Source organism: Pseudomonas chaetocerotis, from assembly GCF_015712105.2.
In the GTDB taxonomy this organism is placed as follows: Bacteria; Pseudomonadota; Gammaproteobacteria; order Pseudomonadales; family Pseudomonadaceae; genus Aquipseudomonas; species Aquipseudomonas chaetocerotis.
On sequence record NZ_JACFYX020000002.1, the window covers coordinates 383,809 to 402,834 of the forward strand.

The 19,026-nt window shown below is 62.2% G+C and carries 19 protein-coding genes; 17 read left to right on the forward strand and 2 right to left on the reverse strand.

The window, feature by feature from the left end; genetic code table 11:
* Window positions 1–207 precede the first annotated feature (207 nt).
* From H3221_RS05775 to H3221_RS05855, 17 genes are all read left to right on the forward strand, one after another.
* Window positions 208–1,038, forward strand: coding sequence for a BON domain-containing protein (locus H3221_RS05775; RefSeq protein WP_196474236.1), 831 nt, complete (start codon window positions 208–210; stop codon window positions 1,036–1,038).
* A 67-nt stretch (window positions 1,039–1,105) separates the two neighbouring features.
* Window positions 1,106–1,540: a ferritin-like domain-containing protein gene (locus tag H3221_RS05780; protein WP_160018528.1), complete on the forward strand. Its 435-nt coding sequence runs from the start codon at window positions 1,106–1,108 to the stop codon at window positions 1,538–1,540.
* Between the two features lie 293 nt (window positions 1,541–1,833).
* Window positions 1,834–2,802 (forward strand): PstS family phosphate ABC transporter substrate-binding protein, encoded by a 969-nt coding sequence (locus H3221_RS05785; RefSeq protein WP_196474235.1) that lies wholly within the window; start codon window positions 1,834–1,836, stop codon window positions 2,800–2,802.
* A gap of 168 nt (window positions 2,803–2,970) precedes the next feature.
* Window positions 2,971–5,256 (forward strand): ABC transporter permease subunit, encoded by a 2,286-nt coding sequence (locus tag H3221_RS05790; RefSeq protein ID WP_196474234.1) that lies wholly within the window; start codon window positions 2,971–2,973, stop codon window positions 5,254–5,256.
* Between the two features lie 13 nt (window positions 5,257–5,269).
* Window positions 5,270–6,946, forward strand: coding sequence for a phosphate ABC transporter permease PstA (pstA, locus tag H3221_RS05795; protein WP_196474233.1), 1,677 nt, complete (start codon window positions 5,270–5,272; stop codon window positions 6,944–6,946).
* 70 nt (window positions 6,947–7,016) lie between these two features.
* On the forward strand, window positions 7,017–7,850 hold the full coding sequence (pstB, locus tag H3221_RS05800) for a phosphate ABC transporter ATP-binding protein PstB (RefSeq protein WP_196474232.1): 834 nt from the start codon (window positions 7,017–7,019) through the stop codon (window positions 7,848–7,850).
* Between the two features lie 83 nt (window positions 7,851–7,933).
* Window positions 7,934–8,662, forward strand: a complete 729-nt coding sequence (gene phoU / locus H3221_RS05805) for a phosphate signaling complex protein PhoU (RefSeq protein WP_072423651.1) — start codon at window positions 7,934–7,936, stop codon at window positions 8,660–8,662.
* A gap of 135 nt (window positions 8,663–8,797) precedes the next feature.
* Complete coding sequence (locus H3221_RS05810) at window positions 8,798–9,697, forward strand: response regulator (RefSeq protein WP_196474231.1); 900 nt, start codon at window positions 8,798–8,800, stop codon at window positions 9,695–9,697.
* A gap of 205 nt (window positions 9,698–9,902) precedes the next feature.
* The gene (locus H3221_RS05815) at window positions 9,903–10,799 is read left to right on the forward strand and encodes a peptidoglycan DD-metalloendopeptidase family protein (RefSeq protein ID WP_196474230.1); all 897 of its coding nucleotides are present in this window, start codon (window positions 9,903–9,905) and stop codon (window positions 10,797–10,799) included.
* A gap of 445 nt (window positions 10,800–11,244) precedes the next feature.
* Window positions 11,245–12,540, forward strand: a complete 1,296-nt coding sequence (fliD, locus tag H3221_RS05820) for a flagellar filament capping protein FliD (RefSeq protein ID WP_196474229.1) — start codon at window positions 11,245–11,247, stop codon at window positions 12,538–12,540.
* The gene (gene fliS, locus H3221_RS05825) at window positions 12,540–12,938 is read left to right on the forward strand and encodes a flagellar export chaperone FliS (protein WP_017676447.1); all 399 of its coding nucleotides are present in this window, start codon (window positions 12,540–12,542) and stop codon (window positions 12,936–12,938) included. The genes fliD and fliS overlap by 1 nt, the downstream gene beginning before the upstream one ends.
* Window positions 12,922–13,239: a hypothetical protein gene (locus H3221_RS05830; RefSeq protein ID WP_196474228.1), complete on the forward strand. Its 318-nt coding sequence runs from the start codon at window positions 12,922–12,924 to the stop codon at window positions 13,237–13,239. Before fliS ends, H3221_RS05830 begins: the two co-directional genes overlap by 17 nt.
* A 3-nt stretch (window positions 13,240–13,242) precedes the next feature.
* Window positions 13,243–14,325, forward strand: a complete 1,083-nt coding sequence (locus H3221_RS05835) for a flagellar hook-length control protein FliK (RefSeq protein WP_196474227.1) — start codon at window positions 13,243–13,245, stop codon at window positions 14,323–14,325.
* A gap of 28 nt (window positions 14,326–14,353) precedes the next feature.
* The gene (locus H3221_RS05840) at window positions 14,354–14,827 is read left to right on the forward strand and encodes a flagellar basal body-associated FliL family protein (protein WP_196474226.1); all 474 of its coding nucleotides are present in this window, start codon (window positions 14,354–14,356) and stop codon (window positions 14,825–14,827) included.
* A gap of 11 nt (window positions 14,828–14,838) precedes the next feature.
* Entirely contained in the window at window positions 14,839–15,573 is a 735-nt protein-coding gene (locus H3221_RS05845) for a FliA/WhiG family RNA polymerase sigma factor (protein WP_196474225.1), read from the forward strand.
* A 1-nt stretch (window position 15,574) separates the two neighbouring features.
* Window positions 15,575–16,447 (forward strand): flagellar motor stator protein MotA, encoded by an 873-nt coding sequence (motA, locus tag H3221_RS05850; protein WP_021487573.1) that lies wholly within the window; start codon window positions 15,575–15,577, stop codon window positions 16,445–16,447.
* The gene (locus H3221_RS05855; protein ID WP_196474224.1) at window positions 16,444–17,385 is read left to right on the forward strand and encodes a flagellar motor protein MotB; all 942 of its coding nucleotides are present in this window, start codon (window positions 16,444–16,446) and stop codon (window positions 17,383–17,385) included. The genes motA and H3221_RS05855 overlap by 4 nt, the downstream gene beginning before the upstream one ends.
* A gap of 17 nt (window positions 17,386–17,402) precedes the next feature.
* Here the strand turns inward: H3221_RS05855 and H3221_RS05860 are convergent, their stop codons facing one another.
* The gene (locus H3221_RS05860; RefSeq protein ID WP_196474223.1) at window positions 17,403–17,870 is read right to left on the reverse strand and encodes a hypothetical protein; all 468 of its coding nucleotides are present in this window, start codon (window positions 17,868–17,870) and stop codon (window positions 17,403–17,405) included.
* Window positions 17,867–18,703: a winged helix-turn-helix domain-containing protein gene (locus H3221_RS05865; RefSeq protein ID WP_196474222.1), complete on the reverse strand. Its 837-nt coding sequence runs from the start codon at window positions 18,701–18,703 to the stop codon at window positions 17,867–17,869. The genes H3221_RS05860 and H3221_RS05865 overlap by 4 nt, the downstream gene beginning before the upstream one ends.
* Window positions 18,704–19,026 lie beyond the last annotated feature (323 nt).

Below are 19,026 nucleotides of genomic sequence, written 5' to 3' on the forward strand. Positions count from 1 at the left end.
GTGCTCCATCTGACGGGTCAATGCAGCTTAGTCAGGTAAAAACCATGCAAGTTGCACGGCCCGACTGTAGCGATACTGCACCCTGCATGCAGACAGAGTGCCTTTATTGTTTATAAGGGTTTGTTTTAAAAGGGAATTCTATTTTTATGCTGGCTGGCACGGGGCTTGCGATATTGCCTGTATCGTCTCACGAACAGGAGTGAACTCATGCCCCCGTTCAAGCCTTTGTTACTGGCCGCCGGCACCGCGCTGATGCTCGGCCTGATGCCTGTGGCCAGCCACGCTGGCGAAGGCCAGCTGTCAGCGCAGCTGGATGCGGCACGCCAGGAAGGTTCGATCTGGACAGCCTTCGCGCTCAACCGGCACCTTAACCCGTTCAAGCTCGATATCGATGTGGAGGACGGTGAAGCCGCCCTCAGCGGCAAGGTCGAGAGCGAGGTTCAGAAGGAGCTGGCCGAGCAGGTGGCGCTGAGCATAGATGGCATCGATTCGGTGGACAATCGCATCGAGGTCAGCAGCGACGCCGTCGAGGGCGCTGCACCCAGCATGGTGCAACGCCTGGAGGACGCCAGCCTGGCTGCCACGGTGAAATCCAAGTTGCTGTGGAACAGCAACACTCGCGGCCTGGATATCCAGGTCAAGAGCGAAACCGGCAACATCACCCTCAGTGGTCATGCGCAAACCCCGGCGGCCAAGGAGTTGGCAGGCCAGCTGGCCGCCAATACCGATGGCGTGCGCGAGGTGTTCAACCACCTCAGCATCAGCACCGCCGACAGCAGTAGCAGCGAAGTGCAGACCGCAGTCGACGAGGCGCGCGAGAACATCAGCGACAGCTGGATCACCAGCAAGGTCAAGGCCAGCTTCCTCTACAGCCGCAACCTGGATGCCCTGAACATTGCGGTGAACACCGACGACGGTCTGGTCAGTCTGCGTGGCAACGTGCTGAGCAGTGCCGAGAAGCGCCTGGCAGTCGAAATCGCTCGCAACATCCGCGGTGTGCGTGGCGTCGATGCCGACGCCCTGCGTATCAGCAGCTGAATTTCAACCCATCGCAGCCGCTGGAGCGGCTGTCATCCCGCAAGTCCCATCGCCAAGGAGTCAATCCATGAGCAGCAAGACCGCACAACTCAATGAACTGATCGAAATCACCCGTGACGGCAAGCGCTTCTACGAGCATGCCCACGAAGAGGTCAAGGATATCCGCCTGCAGGCGCTGTTCCGCGACATGGTGCGTGCCAAGACCGAAGTGATCGACGCCTTGAGCGTCAAGGTCGCGGCCAACCAGAGCGAGCCGGCGTCTGGCGGTACCCTGCTGGGCAAGCTGCGCCAGTTCTACGCCGACACTCGCGCGACCCTGGCCAAGGATGAAGACGCCACCTATGTCGCGCAGCTGGAGGAAGCGGAAGACCGCATTCTGCATGCCTTCGAAGATGCGCTGGAAAGTGCGGACAATGACGTTCGTGTGCTGCTGGCCGTGGAAATGCCCAAGGTACGGGCTTGCCACGACCGCATGCGGGCGCTGAAGCAGAATATGCAGTAACCCCCGCGCGTCATCCGAGCCCCTGCACGCACTGCGTGCGGGGGCTTTTTTATTGGGTCTTAGCAGGCCGCACTGGCAAATAAGTGTGTGCTTTCGACAATTCGCACTACGCACACAAACTTACCAGTCCGGTCTCACCGCATTTCCCCCAAACCACCCGAAGCGCCTTTTCGCTGGCGCAACCGAAAGTCGTCGACGTTCATTTAACTGTCACATTCGTTTCATAGAGTGGTCACGTGGCCTGCAGATACTTGGGCCCGTTCCATCCAACACTATCCTGCTAGGAGCAAGGCATGAAACTGAAGCGTTTGATGGCGGCCCTGACTTTCGCCGCCGCTGGCGTAAGCGCCGTATCTGCTGTAGCCGCCGTCGACCCGGCTCTGCCGACCTATGAAAAGACTTCCGGTGTGTCGGGCAACCTGTCCAGCGTCGGTTCCGACTCGCTGGCCAACCTGATGACCCTGTGGGCAGAAGAGTTCAAGAAGAACTACCCCAACGTCAACATCCAGATCCAGGCCGCCGGTTCTTCCACTGCGCCACCCGCGCTGACCGAAGGCACCGCCAACATTGGTCCGATGAGCCGTGCGATGAAGGACAGCGAAATCCAGGCCTTCGAAGAGAAGTATGGCTACAAGCCGATCGAAGTACCGGTGGCTATCGACGCCCTGGCTGTGTTCGTGCACAAGGACAACCCGATCAAGAGCCTGGACATGGCTCAGGTCGACGCCATCTTCTCCAGCACCCGTCTGTGCGGTGGTGAGAAAGATATCAAGACCTGGGGCGACCTGGGCATGACCGGCGAGTGGGCTTCCAAGCCAATCCAGCTGTTCGGTCGCAACTCGGTTTCCGGCACCTACGGCTACTTCAAGGAAGAAGCCCTGTGCAAAGGCGACTACAAGTCCAACGTCAACGAGCAGCCGGGTTCGGCTTCCGTGGTGCAGTCGATCTCCAGCACCCTGAACGCCATCGGTTACTCGGGCATCGGCTACAAGACTTCCAGCGTGAAGACTGTTCCCCTGTCCAAGAAAGGCGGCGAAGCCTTTGATGCCAACGAAGAGAACGCCCTGGCTGGCAAGTTCCCGCTGGCTCGCTTCTTCTACGTCTATGTCAACAAGGCTCCGAACAAGCCGCTGAGCCCGCTGGATGCCGAGTTCCTGAAGCTCGTCCTGTCCAAGCAGGGTCAGGAAGTGGTCGTCAAGGACGGCTACATCCCGCTGCCTAAGAAAGTCGTCGACAAGACCATGAAAGATCTGGGTCTGTAACGACAGCGTAAGGCTGCAATACGAAGCCCGCCTCTATTCGTAGAGGTGGGCTTTGCTACGTCACCGTGCTGTAACTTTTCTGTCATACGAAACCGCTAAATTGGCCGGGCTCGTGAAACAGACGAAAAAATACGGCGCGCTCATGGCCGCGCAGAGAAGCTCTCAATCATGAATGACCTGGCTAGTGAAACCATGACCGCCTCCCCCAATTCCCTCGGGCTGGACTTCAACACTCCTGCCCTTCAACGCAAGCGCCGCATGCGCGCACTCAAGGATCGCCTGGCTCGCTGGAGCGTTTCCATCGGTGGCCTCGCCGTACTCGGTGCCGTCACCCTGATCTTCTTCTACCTGGCTTATGTCGTGCTGCCGATGTTCCAGGGCGCCGACCTGGAACAGCGCAAACCGGTACAGCCGGCCTGGCTGGCCGAGGCCGGCAAGCCGCTGCTGATGGCCGTTGAGGAGCAGAATCAGGTCGGCATGCGCCTGTCCAGTTCCGGCAACGTGCAATTCTTCGATGCCAAGAGCATGGCCGCGCTGAACGCGGTACCGCTGCCGCTACCCGCTGGCAGCGAAGTGACTTCCGTCGGCGAGGATCAACCTGGCAGCAACCGTGTCGTACTGGGCCTGTCCAATGGCCAGGCTCTTGTGTTCGAGCACAGCTACCGGGTCAGCTACCCCAACGACGTGAAGACCATCAGGCCGGTCGTGTCCTACCCCTTTGGTGAAGAGCCGCTGACGCTGGACCCGCAAGGTCGCCCGCTCGAGCACATGGGCATCAGCCTGGCCAGCGGCACGTTGGTCATCGCTGCATCCGTGGGCAGCGAGCTGCACGCGGTCAGTCTGAGCCGCGAAGAGAATCTGATGACCGGCGAGGTCAGCACCAGCGAAGATCGCCTGTCGCTGCCGCAGATCGCCGATCCGATCAAGGAGCTGATCATCGATCCGCGCCAGCAGTGGCTGTATGTGATCAATGGCAGTGCCACCGCCGACGTCTTCGATCTGCGCCGCAATGCCCTCAACGGCCGCTACAAGCTGCTCAACGACGGCTCCACCGAAGTGACCTACGCCACCTCGCTGCTCGGCGGTATCTCGCTGCTGATCGGTGACAGCAAGGGTGGCATCGCCCAGTGGTTCATGGTCCGTGACGAAGACGGCAAGGCCTCGCTTAAACTGGTGCGTGACTTCAAGATGGCCGGCAGTCCGATTGCCCGGATCATCTCCGAGCAGCGCCGCAAGGGTTTCGTCGCCCTGGATACCGCCGGCAACCTGGGCGTGTTCCACAGCACCGCGCATCGCACCCTGCTGGTCGAGCCAGTGGCCGATGGCTACAGCATGGCGGCCATGTCGCCGCGCGCCAACCGCATCCTGCTGGAGAACAACGGCAGTCTTGAACGCCTGCTGCTCGACAACCCGCACCCGGAGATTTCCTTCAGCGCGCTGTGGGGCAAGGTCTGGTACGAGAACTATGAAGAGCCAGCCTACGTCTGGCAGTCGACCTCGGCCAACACCGACGCCGAGCCCAAGCTGAGCCTGGCCCCGCTGGCCTTCGGTACCCTCAAGGCAGCCTTCTACGCCATGCTGCTGGCCGCTCCCCTGGCCATCGCCGCGGCGATCTACACCGCCTACTTCATGGCCCCGGCCATGCGCGGCAAGGTCAAGCCGGTGATCGAACTGATGGAAGCGCTGCCGACGGTGATCCTCGGCTTCTTCGCCGGCCTGTTCCTCGCGCCCTACGTGGAGGGACACCTGCCGGGGATCTTCAGCCTGCTGATCTTCACCCCCATCGGTATCCTGCTGGCCGGTTTCCTCTGGAGTCGTCTGCCGGAGTCCGTGCGCCTGCGCGTACCGGACGGCTGGGAAGCCGCGCTGCTGATTCCGGTCATCCTGGTCGTGGCGTTCTTGTCCCTGAGCATGAGCGGCCACCTGGAAAACTGGCTGTTCGACGGCAACATGCGTCAGTGGCTGAGCAATGATCTGGGCATTCCGTTCGACCAGCGCAACGCTCTGGTGGTCGGCCTGGCCATGGGCTTCGCGGTGATCCCGAACATCTATTCGATCGCCGAGGACGCCGTGTTCAGCGTGCCGAAAAGCCTGACCTTCGGCTCCCTGGCTCTCGGTGCCACACCCTGGCAGACCCTGACCCGCGTGGTCATCCTGACCGCCAGCCCGGGTATTTTCTCGGCGGTGATGATCGGCATGGGCCGCGCTGTCGGCGAAACCATGATCGTGCTGATGGCCACTGGCAACACGCCGATCATGGACATGAACATCTTCGAAGGCCTGCGTACCCTGGCCGCCAACGTGGCGGTGGAAATGCCGGAGTCGGAAGTGGGCGGTACCCATTACCGCATCCTGTTCCTCTCGGCACTGGTATTGCTGACCTTCACTTTCGTCATGAACACCCTGGCCGAGCTGGTGCGTCAGCGCCTGCGCGTCAAGTACGCTTCGCTCTGAGGACTGCAAGACTATGTCCGTGAAACAGAACAACATGAAATCCTGGTTCAAGAGCGGTTCGCCCTGGATCTGGATGAACGCTGGCGCGGTGTCCATCGCCATTATCATGGTCATCGGCCTGCTGGCAGTGATCGCGGTGCGCGGCCTGGCGCACTTCTGGCCGGCCGATATCATCGAAGCCAACTATCAGGTGCCTGGCCAGGAAGCCAAGGTGATGGCGGGCTCCGTTGTGCAGATCGAGGAAATCCCGCGTGCCCGCCTGGCCGCCTCCGGCCTGCCGGTGGACGTCGAAGGTGGCGAGTTCATGACCCGCGAGCTGATCAAGGTGGGTAACCGCGACCTGTACGGTGCGGACTTCACCTGGGTTGTCGGCGAATGGCTGAGCGACCAGCACAAACCGGTGGATATCACCGCCTTCGAGCGTCGTGAGTGGGGCAACTTCTACGGCTACCTGGTCAACGTCAAGGAAAGTGGGCAGGTGGTCGCCGAGGGCGACGCCGCCTGGTCCGAGCTGCAGAAGCGCCTGGAGCGCGTCGAAGACCTGCACAGCCAGATCGTCAAGATCGAGAAGGCCGACATCGGTCGTATCAACGCTGGGCTCGAGCGCGTGCGTCTGCAGACCCGCAAACTGGAGCTCGACGGCGAGCTGACCGACGCGGCGCAGGCCGACCTGGCTGCCGACCGCGCCCAGTGGGACGCCGAGTACAAGGTGCTGGAAGCGGAGCTGAGCGCGCGCTACGAGCAGTTCAATCGCGACAGCATGACCGTGCGTTCGGCTGACGGCCGCGAGCAGGAGATCAGCCTCGGCAAGGTGGTGCGTGCCTTCCGCCCAAATGCCATGTCGACCCTGGACAAGCTGGGCCACTATGGCAGCAAGGTTTGGGAGTTCGTCAGCGACGACCCGCGTGAAGCCAACACCGAGGGCGGCATTTTCCCGGCCATCTTCGGCACCGTCATGATGACCCTGATCATGGCGGTGATCGTCACCCCGTTCGGCGTGATCGCGGCCATTTATCTGCGCGAGTATGCCAAGCAGGGCCCGCTGACCCGGGTGATCCGCATCGCGGTGAACAACCTGGCGGGCGTTCCGGCGATCGTCTACGGCGTATTCGGTCTGGGCTTCTTCGTCTACGTGCTGGGTGGTTCGATCGACCGTCTGTTCTTCCCGGAATCGGCACCGGCGCCGACCTTCGGTACGCCCGGCCTGCTGTGGGCGTCGCTGACCCTGGCGCTGCTCGCCGTGCCGGTGGTGATTGTCGCCACTGAAGAAGGTCTGTCACGTATTCCGCGTGCGCTGCGTGAAGGTTCCCTGGCCCTGGGTGCGACCAAGGTCGAGACCCTGTGGCGCGTGGTACTGCCGATGGCCAGCCCGGCGATGATGACCGGCCTGATCCTCGCCGTGGCCCGTGCTGCTGGTGAAGTGGCACCGCTGATGCTGGTGGGCGTAGTGAAGCTCGCACCGAGCCTGCCGGTCGACGGCAACTATCCCTACCTGCACCTGGATCAGAAGATCATGCACCTGGGCTTCCACATCTACGACGTCGGCTTCCAGAGCCCCAACGTCGAGGCTGCGCGGCCGCTGGTATACGCTACCGCGCTGCTGCTGGTCCTGGTGATCGCGATTCTCAACCTGACGGCCATCTACCTGCGCAACCGCCTGCGCGAGAAGTACAAGGCCCTGGATCATTGATTGGAGCGGCAAGCCCTGCGGGGCTTGCAGCCTGTAGCTAGCAGCCAGGCGCTGCGAACGGAGTGAGCACATGCAACACGAAAACGCTACCCACGGTATCGACATCTCGGCCCTTGGCCGTGACAAGCAGAGCCTCAACCTGGCCAACGAAACCGTGGCCATCCAGGTGCCGGGTCTGAACCTCTACTACGGCGACAAGCAGGCGCTGTTCGACGTCAAGATGGATATCCCCAAGCAGCGCGTGACTGCCTTCATCGGTCCGTCTGGCTGCGGCAAGTCGACCCTGCTGCGCACCTTCAACCGCATGAACGACCTGGTCGATGGTTGCCGCGTGGAAGGTGAGATCAATCTCGACGGGCGCAACATCTACCGCAAGGGCGAGGATGTGGCTGAGCTGCGTCGCCGCGTCGGCATGGTGTTCCAGAAGCCCAACCCGTTCCCCAAGAGCATTTACGAGAACGTGGTCTACGGCCTGCGCATCCAGGGCATCAACCAGAAGCGCATCCTCGACGAAGCCGTGGAGTGGGGCCTGAAGAGCGCCGCCCTGTGGGACGAAGTGAAGGATCGCCTGCACGAGTCGGCACTCGGCCTGTCCGGCGGTCAGCAGCAGCGTCTGGTCATCGCCCGTACCGTGGCGGTGCAGCCGGAAGTGCTGCTGCTCGACGAACCCTGCTCGGCACTCGACCCGATCTCCACGCTGAAGGTCGAAGAGCTGATCTACGAGCTCAAGAGCAAGTACACCATCGTCATCGTCACCCACAACATGCAACAAGCGGCGCGTGTCTCCGACTACACCGCGTTCATGTACATGGGCAAGCTGATCGAGTTCGGCGATACCGACACGCTGTTCACCAACCCGGCCAAGAAGCAGACCGAGGACTACATCACCGGTCGTTATGGTTGAGCTGATCCCGTAGGGTGCGCTGAGCGCACCAAAGGGCCGGTGCGCACGGCGCACCCTACTTTGCAGCTTTCGCGGAGCGAAACATGATCAACAAAGACAACCTTACCCAGCACATCTCCCAGCAGTTCAACGCCGAGCTGGAAGAAGTGCGTAGCCACCTGCTGGCCATGGGCGGCCTGGTGGAAAAGCAGGTCAACGACGCCGTCACCGCGCTGATCGAGGCCGACTCCGGCCTGGCCCAGCAGGTGCGTGAGATCGACGACCAGATCAACCAGATGGAGCGCAACATCGACGAGGAATGCGTGCGTATCCTCGCCCGTCGTCAGCCGGCGGCTTCCGATCTGCGTCTGATCATCAGCATCTCCAAGTCGGTGATCGACCTCGAGCGCATCGGTGACGAATCCACCAAGATCGCCAAGCGCGCCATCCAGCTGTGTGAAGAGGGTGAGTCGCCGCGTGGCTATGTCGAGGTTCGTCATATCGGCGATCAGGTGCGCAAGATGGTGCAGGAGGCGCTGGACGCCTTCGCTCGTTTCGATGCCGACCTGGCCCTGTCGGTGGCGCAGTACGACAAGACCGTCGACCGCGAGTACAAGACCGCGCTGCGCGAGCTGGTCACCTACATGATGGAAGATCCGCGCTCGATCTCCCGCGTGCTCAACGTGATCTGGGCGCTGCGCTCGCTGGAGCGCATCGGCGATCATGCGCGCAACATCGCCGAACTGGTGATCTATCTGGTGCGTGGCACCGATGTGCGCCACATCGGCCTGACCCGCATGCGTGAAGAGGTCGAGGGCAAGTCCAACGACTGACGCCTGCTTCGTGCTGACGGCCCGGGACTTCCCGGGCCGTTTCGTTAGCGCGATTTGTTGCGCGTCCGGCGTTTTCCGTTGGCCTTAGGCCACTGGCCATGACTATGCTTACTGCCATTCGTACAGGAGTGGCCGATGAGCAAAGTCAGTGTGCTGGTGGTGGATGACGCGACCTTTATCCGTGATCTGGTCAAGAAAGGGCTGCGCGATAACTTCCCCGGCGTACAGATCGAGGAAGCGATCAATGGCCGCAAGGCCCAGCAGATGTTGAGCCGTCAGGTGGTCGACCTGATTCTCTGTGACTGGGAAATGCCGGAGATGTCCGGCCTCGAACTGCTGACCTGGTGCCGCGAGCAAGACAACCTGAAAACCACGCCCTTCATCATGGTGACCAGCCGTGGTGACAAGGAGAACGTGGTGCAGGCGATCCAGGCCGGTGTTTCCGACTACATCGGCAAGCCATTCTCCAACGAACAGCTGGTGACCAAGGTCAAAAAGGCCCTGCAACGGGCTGGCAAGCTGCAGGCGCTGATGTCCAGTGCGCCGCCGAAGATGCTGAGCACGGGTGGCTTCGCCAACGACTCGCTGGCCGCACTCACTGGCGGCAAGGCGGAGGTGGTAAAGCCCAGTGCGCCCACTCCGGCCCCTGCCGCGCCGAGTGCGGCACCTGCCCCGGCTGCCGCAAGCAAGTCGCCGGCCGGTCGTGGTCAAGGGCAGCTGCGTTTACCGGCAGGTAGCATGGCCTGCGTGATCAAGGCGCTGAGCCTCAAGGAGGCACTGCTGGTGGTCAAGCGTACCGACCAGCTGCCGCAGGTGCTGGAGAGTGCGGTGCTCGACCTGGAACAGGGCGAAGCCGCGGAAACCGCGCGGCTCAATGGCTACCTGCATGCGGTGGCGGCATTCGAACCCAAGCCCGACAGTGAATGGCTGCAATTGACCTTTCGCTTCGTCGACCGCGACCCGCAGAAGCTCGACTACCTGTCGCGGCTGATTGCCCGTGGCACCGCACAGAAGCATTTCAGCCCCGGTGCCTGAACGGCACGTGCGCGTTGGTTTTCATCCGTCCGGCAGCCCGGTAGGGCGGGGGCAACCCGCCACACAGCTCGCAGCGTCGACGGTGACTACCCGACCGGCGGCGGTGAGCCGGTTCACAGCCTGACGGTCGGTCTCTCGCGCGCGCGGTGCTGCGCTGCTAGTCTTGCTAACCCGGATATCAAAAAGCCATAAGATCCGAGTCGTTATGCTAGGGCGTCTGATTATTCTCTGCAGTCTGTTGGTCTTTCACGGCCAGGCCGCTGCGCTGACCATCTACAAGTACGTCGACAAGAACGGCGTGGTGACCTATAGCGACCAGGCTGCGCCTGGCGCGCAGGTGTTCGTGTTCAACGACCGCATGGTCGAGCGCCTGGACAATCAGGTGAAGCTGGAAACCAAGAAGCACGAAGCCGGTGAGACCCTGCTGATTCGCAATGACCTGTACGCCCCGGTTGAAATCGAACTGAAGCTGGAGCAGGTACAGAACGCCGTCGGTGCGCCGGACAAACCGATTCGCTGGGTGCTGCCACCGCGTAGCAATATCCGCCTGGCCACCCTCGCCCCACAAGATGTATCCAAGCCGCTGCGCTACAAGCCGAGGTTGCGCTACGCCCTCGGTGATCCGCGTCTGCAGCCGAGCATCCACCGTTATCCGCTGCCCTGGCGTGGCGGTCCGTTCCGTCAGACCCAGGGCGCCAATGGCACCTACAGCCATTTCACACCCAAGGGCCGCTATGCGGTGGACATCGCCATGCCCGAGGGCACGCCCATCGTCGCCGCGCGCGGTGGTGTGGTGGTGAAGACCGAGAACCAGCAGAGCGGCCGCGGCAACAATCCGGCCGGCAACTTCGTGCGCATTCTGCATGACGACGGCACCATGGGCGTTTACCTGCACCTGATGAAGGGTTCGGTCGCCGTGCGTGAAGGCCAGCGGGTGGAAACCGGCAGCCGCTTGGCGCGCTCCGGCAATACCGGCAACAGCACCGGCCCGCACCTGCATTTCGTGGTGCAGCGCAACGTCGGCCTGGCCGTCGAGTCCATTCCCTTCAACTTCCGTCAGCCGGTCAACAGCCTGCCGAACTTCGCCGTCGGCGGCGAATAGCGCGGTAAAGCCAGCCGGCTGCACTCTTCCCCGAATATCACGCCGCAACCCTGTCGCGCGCTCGCGCGTGCCTGTTGCATCCGTTGTTGCGCAGTGCTGCCGGTGCGCATGGCGCACCCTACGGGGTATGTGCGCACCTTGGGGCTTATCGGTATCGGTAGGGTGCGCCGCGCGCACCGCGACTGCGGCTGATGTTGTGGTTTGCCATTGATGCGCCTGACGCTCTGCGGCGTTTTCCTTAAGTCACACCCCTGTGCTGTCGCCTTTGTAATCGGTACGTCCGCCGTCTGCGTGACGCAGGCGGAAGTTGGCCTTCCGCTCGTCGTTCAGCAGTGTGCAAGCGGAAAGGATCTTTCACCTGGCGGAATGCCTAAAGCCCTCTAAATCGGGGCTTTCAGCTGTTGGCACCGCTATTGCTATCTCACAGGAAAACGGGTGTCCGACTATGGCTATCGATTCAGATTACGTTCAAAGCATGGCGACCCAACTGGCCCAATACGAAGTTCAGGGCCAGTTGGCCAAGGCCAACCGCAACCAGGCCGCCTATAAGGCGCAGCTTGGTGCCCTGACCAGCCTGGATACCGCACTCAAGGCCTTCAAGACGGCTGCCAGCGGCCTCAAGCTGGCCGGCAGTAGCATGTTGGTCAACAGTGCGAGCTTCAGCCAGGAGGGTTATGCCAGCGCTACGGTGGGCTCCAAGGCCGTGGACGGTAGTTACGATTTTTTTGTTCAGCAATTGGCCAGCAAGAGCCAGATTGCACTGCAAGGGCTGCAGGACAGCGATCTCGGTAGCGGCAGCCTGACCATCGGTCAGGGCGGTGACGCGTTCAATATCGACCTCAGCGCCGCCGCCACGCTCGACGAACTGGCCGCAGCCATCAACGGCGCGACCGACAACAATGGCGTCAAGGCGACCCTGGTGCGCAGCAATGGCCAGGTCAACCTGGTGCTGACCAGCGAGAAGACCGGCGCCGACCAGGCCATCAGCCTGAGTGCCAGTGGCAATGCTGCGGTTGAAGGTGCGGTGGCCGGCCGGCAGGAGCTGTCGGTCGCCAAGGATGCCATCGTGCGCCTGGGTGGCGAGACCGGTATCGAACTGACCAGCACCAGCAACACCTTCGACAACATCATCGATGGCGTCAGTCTGACCTTCAACAAGGCGCACAAGAGCGGTGACGCGCCGCTGACCATGGAGGTCGGCCAGGACCAGAAAGCCACCAAGGAGAAGACGCAAACCTTCGTCAGCGCCTTCAATGCCCTGATGACCAGTTTCGACTCGCTCACCTCCAGCGGTGGCGAGAGTGGCGGTCGCGGGCCTTTGGCTGGCGATGCCAGCGTGCGCGCCATCGAGACCATGCTCAACCAGTTGGTGCGCAGCCCGTTTGGCGGTGTGAGCCTCACCGAGTTCGGCATCGTCGCCGACCGCAACGGCAAGCTGACCATCGACAACGCCCGCTTCGAGAAGGCCGTGGCAGCCAACCCGGAAGGCTTCGAGAAGCTGTTCACCGACAAGGGCAACCTGCTCGATACCCTGGACAAGAATCTGGCGGTCTACACCAGCAGTGCTGGCGGCCTGCTGAGCAATCGCAAAGACACCCTCAACTCCCAGCTGCGCCGTGTCGATCAGCAGTTCGACACCATCCAGAAGCAATACGACTCCTACTACGCCCGCTATCTCCGTCAGTACACCGGTCTCATGCAGACCATGGCGGCGATGGAACAGACCTACGGAATGTTCTGATGAGTGCCTACAACCTCAACGAAAGTTACGACAGCTACCGCACCGTGGACCTCGAGGCGCGTGCCGCTGCGGCCTCGCCTTACGAACTGGTGCTGGTGCTGTTCGACGGCCTGCTCGATGAGCTGGCGCGTGCCCGTGGTCATATCGAGGCCAAGCGTTACCAGCAGAAGGGCCAATCCCTGGAGAAGTGCCTGAACATTCTGGGCGGTCTCAATGGTGCCCTCGATTACGAGAACGGCGGCGAGTTGGTGCAGGGCCTGGCGCGGCTCTACGACTACTGCATCTATCGCCTCTCCGATGTCAGCGTCAGCCTGTCGCTGGAGGGGTTGGATGAAGTGGTCGGCCTGCTCGGTGTGCTGCGCGAAGGCTGGGAAGGCGTGAATGCAACGCGCAAGTGAACTGCGTGCGCTGCAGCAACTGCACGTGCAGTTGGCGCAGGCGCTGGAGCAGGCTGACTGGACGCGTATCGGTGAGATCGATGCGCTGATCCGCTCCTGCCTGCAGTTGCTGGCCGGGATGCCCAGGCTGAGCGACGAGGTACGCGAGGCCAAGGGGCAGTTGCAGCAGTTGCACGGACAGGCGCGTATCGCCTGCGCCGAAGAGTGCGAACGGGTGCGTCGGCAGCTGCTGACGCACCTGGAATACGCCGAAGGGCGCAGCGCATACATGCGCGTCGATCTGTATCAAGGTGGGAGATAAAAGGTGCTGCAACTGATCAATGCCAATGCTCAGGTGAACCTGACGGAATCCGCCGGGCAAACCCTGCCGGCCGGTTTTGCCCAGGCCGGGAGCGCTGGCGGTGAGACTCCGCTGTTCGATCTGCAGATGGCCGTGCAGGGCTTCATCGCCGCCGCGCCAGGGGCAGCGCTGCGTGAAGGTGCCACTGACGTGAAGGTCACCCTCAGCGAAGCGGATGCCGAGCAGTGGCTGGCCAGCATGCTGGACCAGCAGGCGGTACATATCGAGGCGCGTGAAACACCTGAGCAGGTGCTGCACGAACAGGTGCATCAGGACGGCTCGGAGCAGATCGAGCAGGCTGCCGCGTTGCCTGTCGAGTTCCCTGGCCAGGCGCAGATGCAGCCGCGTGAGCAATTGCCAACCCAGCCCGCGCGCAGCGCAAGTGCTCCAGCGTTCAGCCAGCAATCGTTGTCGTCCCAGGCAGCGACGCCCATGCCGCAGATGGCAGCCGAGATTGCGTTACAGACGGCAGTGCCGGCGATGGCGATGGCGAGTGAAAGCATCGAGGCGAGCGATCTCGAACGCCTGCCGAGTGTCAGCACGGATGCCGATAAAGCGATTCCCGGCACCGCTACTTCCTCTGCGGCGACTTCTGCGCCGCTGACTGCCGAGCGTCCGCTCAAGCTGCATGCGCCACAGACGCAGTGGGGCGAGCAGATGCTGGCCAGCTTGCGCGAGCATGTGGAGCTGCAGATCAACCAGCGCATACAGAACGCCACCATCCGTCTCGACCCGCCTGAGTTGGGCAGCCTGGAAATTTTCCTCAGTCATGAGTCCGGCCGCCTCAGTGTGCAGCTCTCGGCTGCCAACGCCGATGTCGCCCGCCTGTTGCAGCAGACCAGCGAGCGTCTGCGTCAGGAGCTGGTCGGGCAGAACTTCGTGCAGGTCAACGTGCAGGTCTCCGCCGATGCTCAGGGCGGTCGCCAGCAAGGCCAGCCACGCCAGGCCTGGCAGGGCGAAGAGATGGTGCAGGCCGCCAGCCTCATCACGCCGACCAGCGAGCGCGGCACCCCGAATTCCACCAGCGACGTGCTGGTTACCGTTTAACCCTTTGCAAGTGGATCGAGAACCAACCATGACCATGCCGCGCATCATCCTGCTGCTGCTTATCTTCAACACCCTGGTGGTGATCGGCGGCACCGTCTTCAACTACGCGACGCTGCGCTCGATGCAGTCGGGCCAGCCAGTGCTCGGCCTGCCTGGCGACGGCGCTGCGGCGGCGGAAGAGGCGACCAGCGAATACCGCTTCTTCCCCATCGAGAAGGTCATCGTCAGCCTGAAAGGCGAAAACCGTGAGCATTACTTCGTGCTCGACCTGGTACTGCAGGCCGACCTCGAAACCGATCCGAAGAAGCTCGAGCAGATCGACCCGATGGTGCGCAACTCGGTGGTCGCCCACCTGTCTGCCATGACCTTCGAGACGCTGCGCAGCATGCCCATTCCAGAGCTGCAGGGCGCGCTGGAAAGCGCGCTGTTCGATGACTTCGCCAGCAAGAAGCTGGCGATGCCGTTCGCCAATGTGCTGGTCAGCAAACTGATCGTCCAGTAGGTACCGTCGCCATGAATGCCAACTGCGCCATTGACTATCGCTACGCTGCCGAACAGGGCGGAGCTGCGCTGTTCGCCCCAGGGGCCGAGCAGAAGTGGTTGTTGCAGTACCTGCCGCTGGTCAAGCGCATCGTCAGTCAGCTGGCGCTGCAGGCCAACCAGGTGCTCGACCGCGAAGACATGGAACAGATCGGCCTGATGGGCTTGCTCGAATGCCTGCGCCGCTATGGCACCCCGGATGAGCAGTTCGGTCGTTTCGCCGCGCTGCGCATCCGTGGCGCGATTCTCGACGAGCTGCGCCGCCAGGACTGGCGCCCGCGCCAGGTGCGCCAGCAGACCCACAGGATCCGCGATGCCATTCGCCAGTTGGCGCGGCAACTGGGGCGTGTGCCGCAAGAGGACGAGATCCTCCAGGCGGCCGGGATTAGTAGCAAGGATTACCAGGAGTTTCTCCAGGCCGATGCCTGTGAGGCCATCGAAAGCCTCGATGAGTTGCTGCAGAACGGTCACGAAGGCTTCGCCTGTGGCAGCAGTGCGGTCGAGGAGCGCGTGCTCAAGGAGCGCCTGCTGACTCAGGCGCTGAGCCAGCTCAGCGAGCGCGAACGGCTGGTGCTGACCCTTTACTACCAACATGAGCTGAGCCTCAAGGAGATCGCCCTGGTGCTGGAGTTGAGCGACGCGCGCGTCTGCCAGCTGAGCAAGCAGGCGATCGCCAAGGCCAGTCGCTACCTGAACGAGAGAGGCTAGGGTGCAGAAGTTATTAGGTGCATTGATCATCGTCGCCTGCGTGCTCGGTGGCTACGTCATGGCCCATGGTGAGCTGGCCATGCTCTGGCAGCCGGCCGAGGTGATCATCATCGTCGGGGCGGGCTTCGGTGCTCTGGTGGTGGCCAACCCCAAGGACGTGCTGATCGAGATGCTGCATCAGATCAAAGGCGTGTTCGTTTACAAGAAACGCGGCGAGGAATTTCAGCGCCAGCTGTTGATGTTGCTCTATGAGTTGCTGGAGATGGTCGATGTCGGCGGCCTCAAGGTGCTCGACGCGCATATCGAGGAGCCCGAGCAGAGCGAGCTGTTCGCCAAGTACCCGCTGATCCGTCAGGAGAAGAACCTGATGGCTTTCATCGCTGACAACTTCCGGCTGATGGCCATGGGCAAGATCAGCGCCCACGAACTCGAAGGCTTCCTCGAGCAGGAACTGGAGGCCATGGAACACGTGCTGATGCAGCCGTCGCGCTCGCTGCACAAGATCGGTGAGGCGATGCCGGGTTTCGGCATCCTCGCGGCGATCCTCGGCATCGTCATCACCATGGGTAACATCGGTGGTTCGGTGGCCGAGATCGGCGCCCATGTCGCCGCCGCTCTGGTGGGCACTTTCCTCGGCATCTTCATGTGCTATTGCGTGATGGACCCGCTGTCCAGCGCCATGGGTCAGTGCATCAAGACCGAGATGTCGGCACTCGAATGCGTGCGCACCACGCTGGTCGCGCACGTCGCCGGTAAACCCACGCTGCTGGCGGTGGACGCCGGCCGCAAGCTGATCGAGCAGGACGTCAAACCGGCGTTCAAACAGCTCGAGATCTGGGTCAACCGTTACGAAGATGAAAGGGACGCGGCATGAAACCGCGTGCCGGTGAAGGCCATGAAATCATCATCAAACGTCGTAGCAAAAAGGGTGGCCACGACGGGCATGGCGGTGCCTGGAAGGTAGCCTTCGCCGATTTCACCATGGCCATGATGGCGCTGTTCATGGTGCTGTGGATCATCCAGCCACAGACCCAGGACGCCAGCCGCGCCAATGCCGACATGCTGAACAATCCATTGGTCGATGGCGGTGCCGGCATCTTCGATGGCACCAGCACCACGCCGCTGGACCTCGATGGCGTGCCGGTTCAGGTCGCCCCGCGCCGCGATCCCGAGAATCGTGCGCGTACACCGCAGGAAGACCCTGGCGCGGCCCTGGGCGAGGGTCAGCCCGGTGAGCCGCGTCGACCGCACTATGCCGAGTCGCAGCAGATGCAGGATTTGGCCAAGCTGATGGAGGCGCTGGCGCTGCAACTGGATGCCGAGGCCAACATCGAAGTGCAGGTGGTGCCGCAGGGCTTGCGCATCCTGATCAAGGACGATGCCCAGCGCTTCATGTTCAGCCGTGGCAGTGCACGACTGGATCCGCATTTCGCCACGCTGCTCGAGCGCCTGGCGGCCATTCTGGCCAAGGTCGACAACCACCTGATCATCAGCGGCCACACCGATGCCACCCCTTATCGTGGCGTCGTCGGTGGCTACAACAACTGGAACCTGTCCGGCGACCGCGCACTGCGTGCGCGCAACGTGATGGTCGAGGCCGGTTTGCCACCCAGCACCGTGCTGCAGGTCACCGCTCAGGCGGATGGCATGCCCTTGTTGCCGAGTGATCCGGAGAACGGTGCCAATCGACGTATCGAGCTACTGCTGCTGACCCGTCAGGCCGAAGACCTGTACCGCGAGTTGTTCGGCGAGGCCCAGGTGCGCGTGGAGTACCGCGCCGAGGGTGCGCAGCTCAGTGCACCGGATTCGTGATGTGGGGCGATGGCAGGTTACAGGCGCTGCGTGCGGCAGTAGACCTGTCGAGTCTCCAGCGCATAGAGGCAGCCGTCGAGGCGGGTCAGGCGAATGGTCGAACCCTTGTGTCGGCCGTAGAGCAGGTTGAACACCAGTTCGTCGTCGACTTCGCTGGCCAGGCCTGTGACCTGGCCGTCTTCGACGCGCAGCCGGTAATTACCGAGGAAGCCGTACTCCACGACCCCCGACGTCTCCAGGATGCTGTCGCCCTGCCGGGTCATGGCATAGAAACGGCCATGGTTGACCTGCAGGCTGTGGCTGATCTCCAACACCTGGCCATGGCTCAGATGAACCTGACCAGTGGACTGGTAACGACCGTCGAGCTCGGCGCTGGAGATGAAACTCAGCCACAACGCGAGCATGCTCAGCAGCATCGTCAAGGCCGTGGCGAGCATGATCAGCAACCAGCCGCCGCTGATGCCGCACTGTTTGCTCTGACTCATGGCAGGCACCTGCTCAGTTGGGCATCGGCCACCTGATCCAGCTGGCTTTCGTGCAACATCAGCGAGCGTGCACCACCATTGACCTGCAGGCACAGCAGTTCATAGAAACCGCCGCGCAGGCTCAGTATCAGGTTGGCCGGTTTGCTAGCCAGTACCGTAAGCCTGCTGGTCAGGCCGTGAGTCTGCAGAATCAGCTGCTGCAGTCTGTGCGGGTCCTGATCGATGTAGCGCACCTGAAGTGGGCCCAGGTTCATTTCGCTGCTGTGCAGATCTTCGGGCTGGCTGATCGTGTAGAGCGCCGCGAACAAGATGACACCGATGATGCTGAACAGGCTCAGCAGCATCAGCCAGGATGCCCGCTGGCGACTGTGGCGGCGCAGAAAGGCTGGCTGCGGCGCTGGCGTATCGAGGGGTTCGCTGACTGCGCCGATGTCGTCGATGCTCGGCGGATAGACCAGGTAGTTGGGGTTCAGCAGATAGCCGCGGCGCGGCAGGGTCTGGATGATCTCGCGGCTCTTTTCGTCGCCCAGCACCTGGCGCAGGGTGTAGATCTGCTGGTTGAGGCTGCCCTGGCCGACGACCCGATCGGCCCAGGCGTGGCTCATCAGTTCCTCGCGCGAAACCACTTCGCCGGGCTCCTGCAGCAAACGTTCGAGCAGGCGGCTACCGGAATAGCCAAGATCAATCTTCTCTTCGATGCCGCTCTTTACCAGGGTCAGCTGATACAGCGCCGGATAGAAGTGCGCGTAACAATCACTGCGCCCGGTCTTGATTATCAGGCACGTAATGTTGCTTTCCGGCTCGGCTAGCGGCGTTTCGGGGCTGGTGTTCATGCGGTCCTTGAGGCGAGCGGCAATTCCATGCGGGAAATTTCCCGGCGATAGACGGTCGGCATTCTGGCGCCAGGGGAATGCACTGGCAAGTCTTGTGCCAGCTGCTTGTTGCTGGCGGCAGGTTGCCGTTCGCTGGGGGCGATCACTCAATACTAGCCAGTCTGCGGGTGAAGTAGACGATATCGCCGAGATTCGCCGAAGCCACATCGATCATGTCTCGGTTTGATGACAGTTGATCAATGTGCCTGATAGGACGGGATGGGGCCGCAACGAGAAACGCCCCGCGGGTGCGAGGCGTTGGGGAATCGGCGCAATCCTTTGCG